Source organism: Saccharopolyspora elongata (assembly GCF_004348985.1).
GTDB classification, from domain to species: domain Bacteria; phylum Actinomycetota; class Actinomycetes; order Mycobacteriales; family Pseudonocardiaceae; genus Saccharopolyspora; species Saccharopolyspora elongata.
Genome location: NZ_SMKW01000180.1, coordinates 1 through 4,967 on the forward strand (window position 1 = coordinate 1; position 4,967 = coordinate 4,967).

General features: G+C 69.5%; 5 protein-coding genes. 2 read left to right on the plus strand and 3 right to left on the minus strand.

Annotation, left to right across the window (positions count from 1 at the left end; translation table 11 throughout):
* The 3 genes from E1288_RS45955 to E1288_RS45965 all read right to left on the minus strand — a co-directional run.
* A partial coding sequence (locus tag E1288_RS45955; protein WP_132495593.1) for a DUF6923 family protein occupies positions 1–831 on the minus strand: 831 nt, incomplete at its 3' end.
* Positions 832–851: 20 nt separating this feature from the next.
* Positions 852–1,619: a bestrophin-like domain gene (locus tag E1288_RS45960; RefSeq protein ID WP_132495595.1), complete on the minus strand. Its 768-nt coding sequence runs from the start codon at positions 1,617–1,619 to the stop codon at positions 852–854.
* Positions 1,616–1,876 carry a helix-turn-helix domain-containing protein gene (locus tag E1288_RS45965; protein WP_132495597.1) on the minus strand — a complete coding sequence of 87 codons (261 nt, stop codon included), beginning with the start codon at positions 1,874–1,876 and terminating at the stop codon, positions 1,616–1,618. Before E1288_RS45965 ends, E1288_RS45960 begins: the two co-directional genes overlap by 4 nt.
* A 607-nt stretch (positions 1,877–2,483) precedes the next feature.
* On the opposite strand from E1288_RS45965, the gene E1288_RS45970 reads away from it, so the two are divergent.
* Positions 2,484–3,896: a family 2B encapsulin nanocompartment shell protein gene (locus tag E1288_RS45970; RefSeq protein WP_235884299.1), complete on the plus strand. Its 1,413-nt coding sequence runs from the start codon at positions 2,484–2,486 to the stop codon at positions 3,894–3,896.
* Between the two features lie 94 nt (positions 3,897–3,990).
* On the plus strand, positions 3,991–4,967 hold a 977-nt coding region (locus E1288_RS45975), incomplete at its 3' end, for a family 2B encapsulin nanocompartment shell protein (protein WP_132495601.1).

Consider the following 4,967-nt stretch of genomic DNA (forward strand, 5'->3'; position numbering starts at 1 on the left):
GGGCGGCGGTTGGGGCGATGGGACGCGGGCCAGGCATCCGGTCGCATCCGAGCCCAGCATCGGCGGCAGGGCGGCCAGCTTCGCCACCGAACCGTCCCGGTCCACGCGGTACAGCCCGCCGGCCTCGTCGGCCGTGACGTACAGCGCCCGGTCCGGGCCGATCGCCACCGATCCGTAGGTGCTCGGCGGCAGGCCCGGCGCGTCGGCCAGCTCGGTGACCCGCCCGATGACCGGGTCCAGCCGCGCGACCGCCGCCGTGCCCCGGTGGGTCATCGACACCCCGTACAGCTCGCCGTCCACCGGGTCGACGTCGAAGTCGCCGAACCCGAACGGCCAGTGCGGCGACCGGATCGCGGTCGTCGCCAGCACGCTCAGGTAGGTCGGGCGGGTCGGGTCGACGTCCACCGCGTACAGGTAGGCCCCCTGCCGCACGTACCAGCGGTTCCCCTTGACCGCACCGGCCGTCGGCGCGGCGAGCGGGTACCAGGGCGTGTCCACGCGGCCGGCCCGCACCGGCCCCAGGTCGTGCGTCCGGCCGGACCGGTCCAGCGTCACCACGTGGGCGCCGTCCGGGAACGGGCCGGACGGGCCGAACGCGGCCATGCCGTACGCCAGGCCCTGCGAGCGGGCGTACCCGAGCGCGTTCAGCCGGTGGTCCAGGGCTCCGATCCGGACGCTTTCCGCGGCAGGCAGAGACACCCGGTACAGCGCGGAAGTCCAGCCCGGCCCGGAGTTCCGGACCTGCAGCACCGTGCACCCGGGAGCCGCGCCCGCGGACACCACCCACGCCACCGACGCCGTCAGCACCGCGACCGCCGAAGCGGCCGACACCGCCGCGACCCGCCACCACCTCAACTTTGACCGAGCCGCTCTAGCGCCCACAGGAACGCGTCCGGGCCGATCTGCGATCCGCCGCTGAACGGGTTCTGCAGCTGGAAGATCGCGAACAGCAGCAGCGCCAGTGCACCGGCCAATGTGGACACCAGCACGATGTGCGGGAATAACCTGGTGCCACCGAAGAGGTTCGGCAGCAGCACGCACACCACGCTGCCCAGGATCAGCACGAGCCACACCACCGCGACCACGCCGCGGTCGAACGCCCTGGTGACCCGCTCGTGCCGCTCCTCGTAGACCTGGCCGAGCTGCGTGATCGCCTCGGTCTTGCGGCCCTCCTCGAACTCGCCGTCGGCCGGCGCCTGCAACACCGCCGCGCGCAGCCGGTCGAGCTCCGCCCAGCCCGGCCCGATCACCTGCCCGCCCTGCTGCATGACGGGCCACTCCTCGCCGACGACCGTCTGCAGGTACCGCACGCTGAGCCCGCGCGCCTCGTCCCCGGTCGGCGCGGGCAGCGAATCCACCGCCCAGGAAACCGAAACCAGGGCCTGTGCCTCGCGGTAGGCGCCTTCCCGCGCGTCGGTCACGGTGTCGAAGAGCGTCACCAGCACGAAGGCGAGCACCACCGCCTGCAGGCCGCTGACGATGGTGAAGACCTGCCCGGCCGCGTCGTTGTTGCTGGGGCGCCCCTCGTCCTGGCCGAGCCTGCGCACCAGGTAGCCGATCACCGCGGCGGCCACGGACGCGCTGAGCACCCAGAGCAGCCCGCTGAGGTAGATGCTCACTCCGCACCTCCGGCGGCGGACCCGCCGCGCACCACGACCTTCCTCGGTTCCGGCACCAGCAGGTCGCCGACGTTGCACCCGAGCACCGAGCAGATGATCTCCAGGTCGTCCAGCTTCAGGCTGGCCGGGGTCTTGGACCACAGCCCGGACATCTTCCCGGCGGAGATGACCAGCCCGTGCTCGGCCAGCTGCCGCTGCAGCTCGGTGGCCTTCCAGATGCCTCGCTGCGCCGCGACGAGCCGCAGGTTCCACTTCACGACGACATCTCCCCCCGACCTGCTCCGATCGACTGGACGCCGCACTCGCACACGATCCGCCGCCTCCCAAACTCGAGCCTGGACGCCGGTGACGCCCGGCCGACGAATTTTCAGAATTCCCGAAGAAGAACCGCCGAAGATCTCTGTTTCGACGTGGCCCGAACAGTACTACCGCACCACCGGAAAACAGATAACCCGATTCGTGGAATCCGGGATCACAGGATTCATCGCCCACCCGGAGCAATCACCCGGGGGAATATTCCGAATACCGCGCTCGCGATTGGTGCACATGAGTCACGGAGCCGCCTAATATCGGAACGAATGGCGCAGATGATCACTCTGCGTTCCACGCAAGCGGCGATTCAGGTGATATCCACAGTGCTACATTTGCGCCGGATCTGGCCGACACACGAAGCACGTTCGGGTGACTGTACGGTCGAGATCACTGGTGCTAACGTCGCCGTCGGCAACGAAAAACGATGCCGCGGAACCGGCGAGGATTCCCACCGGGACATTTCCATTCGGACATCTCACAATTCCCTGAACAATCACGGTTCAGCATTTCCTGACCGCCTCTTTACGAACAGAGATGATTGGTGGTATTGGCGTGACTGTGACGGAACCGCTCAACACCGACGACGGCGATGCGCCGCAGTTGAGCCTGAGCACGGCGGCGGCCCGGAACCTGGCCACCACGACCAAGTCCGTCCCGCAGATGCAAGGCATCACCTCGCGCTGGCTGCTGCGGATGCTGCCATGGGTGCAGGCCGCCGGCGGCGCGTACCGCGTCAACCGCCGCCTCAGCTACACCCTCGGCGATGGCCGGGTCACCTTCACCAACACCGGCGCCGAGGTCCGGGTCATCCCGCAGGAACTGCGAGAACTCCCGCTGCTGCGGGGATTCGACGACGACGCCGTGCTCGGCGCGCTCGCGGATCGCTTCGTGCAGCGGGAGATCGAGCCGGGCCAGGTGATCGCCACCGCAGGCCAAACCGCCGACCAGGTCGTGCTCATCGCCCACGGCAGGGTCAACAAGATCGGCACCGGCGAATACGGCGACGACACCGTGCTCGGCGTGCTCGCCGACGGCGAGTACTTCGGCGCGCACGTCCTGGCCGGCGACTCGACCACCTGGCAGGCGACCTACAAGGCGGTCACTCCCTGCACCGTGCTTTTCCTGCGCCAGCAGGTGTTCCGGGACATGAACGGCAGCTCCGAGGCGCTGCGCGAGCACATCCGCAACGCGCTGTCCGCCCCGAAGGGCGCGCACAACGTGCACGGCGAGGCGGACATCGAGATCGCCTCGGGGCACTCGGGCGAGCCGACGCTGTCCGGGACCTATGTGGACTACGAGCTCGCGCCGCGCGAGTACGAACTCAGCGTCGCGCAAACGGTTCTGCGGGTGCACAGCCGCGTCGCGGACCTCTTCAACCAGCCGATGAACCAGACCGAGCAGCAGCTGCGGCTGACCATCGAGGCGCTGCGCGAGCGGCAGGAGGAGGAGCTGATCAACAACCGCGAGTTCGGCCTGCTGCACAACGCCGACCTCCGCCAGCGCATCCACACCCGCACCGGCCCGCCCACCCCCGACGACCTCGACGAGCTCCTGACGCTCGTGTGGAAGGACCCCGGGTTCTTCCTCGCGCACCCGCGGGCCATCGCGGCCTTCGGCCGCGAGTGCAGCAAACGCGGCATCTACCCGCAGAGCATCGACCTGGGCGGCCACCAGGTGCCGGCGTGGCGCGGCGTGCCGATCCTGCCGTGCAACAAGCTGCACGTCAGCGACACCCGCACCAGCTCCATCCTGCTGATGCGCACCGGCGAGGAGAGCCAGGGCGTCATCGGCCTGCACCAGACCGGCATCCCGGACGAGTACCGGCCCGGCCTGTCGGTGCGCTTCATGGGCGTCAACGAGCAGGCCGTCATCTCCTACCTGGTCAGCGCCTACTACTCGGCGGCGATCCTGGTGCCGGACGCGATCGGAGTGCTCGAACACGTCGAACTCGGCAGGGAGAGCTGAGCGACGCACAGCCCCCGGAGCGGGTGGCCGCGACCCACCCGCTCCGGGCCCGCCAAGGACCTTTCCGCCGAGCAGCGCAAGGAGAAGTGACATCGTGACCGTGACAGAGCCGGACCTCGGCGTCGACCAGGCCGCGCAGAGCCTCGGCACCGCGGCGGCGCGGAACCTGGCCACCACGACCAAGTCCGTCCCGCAGATGCAGGGCACCACCTCGCGGTGGCTGGTGCGGATGCTGCCGTGGGTGGACATCTCGGCGGGCTCCTACCGGGTCAACCGCCGGCTGACCTACGCCGTCGGGGACGGACGGATCACCTTCACCAACACCGGCTCGAACGTGCGGGTCATCCCGCAGGAACTCGGCGAACTGCCGCTGCTGCGCGGTTTCGACGACGATTCGGTGCTGGGCGCGCTGGCCGACCGGTTCGTGCAGCAGGAGTTCGAGCCGGGCCAGGTGATCGCCACCGCCGGACAGGCCGCCGACCAGGTCGTGCTCATCGCCCACGGCAAGGTCAACAAGATCGGCACCGGCGAATACGGCGACGACACCGTGCTGGACGTGCTCGCCGACGGCGAGTACTTCGGCGCGCACCTGCTGGCCGAGGGCCAGGCCGCGTGGCACCACACGTACAAGGCGGTCACCCCGTGCATCGCCCTGACGCTGAACGCCCAGGCCCTGCAGGAGGTGAACAACCAATTCGACCGGCTGCGGGCGCACATCGCCGCCATCCGCGACAACCCGGCGCCGGCGCAGAACAAGCACGGCGAGGCGGACATCGAGATCGCCTCCGGCCACTCCGGTGAACAGACCCTCGCCGGGACCTATGTGGACTACGAGCTCGCGCCGCGCGAGTACGAACTCACCGTCGCGCAGGCGATCCTCCGCGTGCACAGCCGCGTCGCCGACCTCTACAACCAGCCGATGAACCAGACCGAGCAACAGCTGCGGCTGACCATCGAGGCCCTGCGCGAACGGCAGGAGCACGAGCTGATCAACAACCGCGACTTCGGCCTGCTGCACAACGCCGACCTCCGCCAGCGCATCCACACCCGCACCGGCCCGCCCACCCCCGA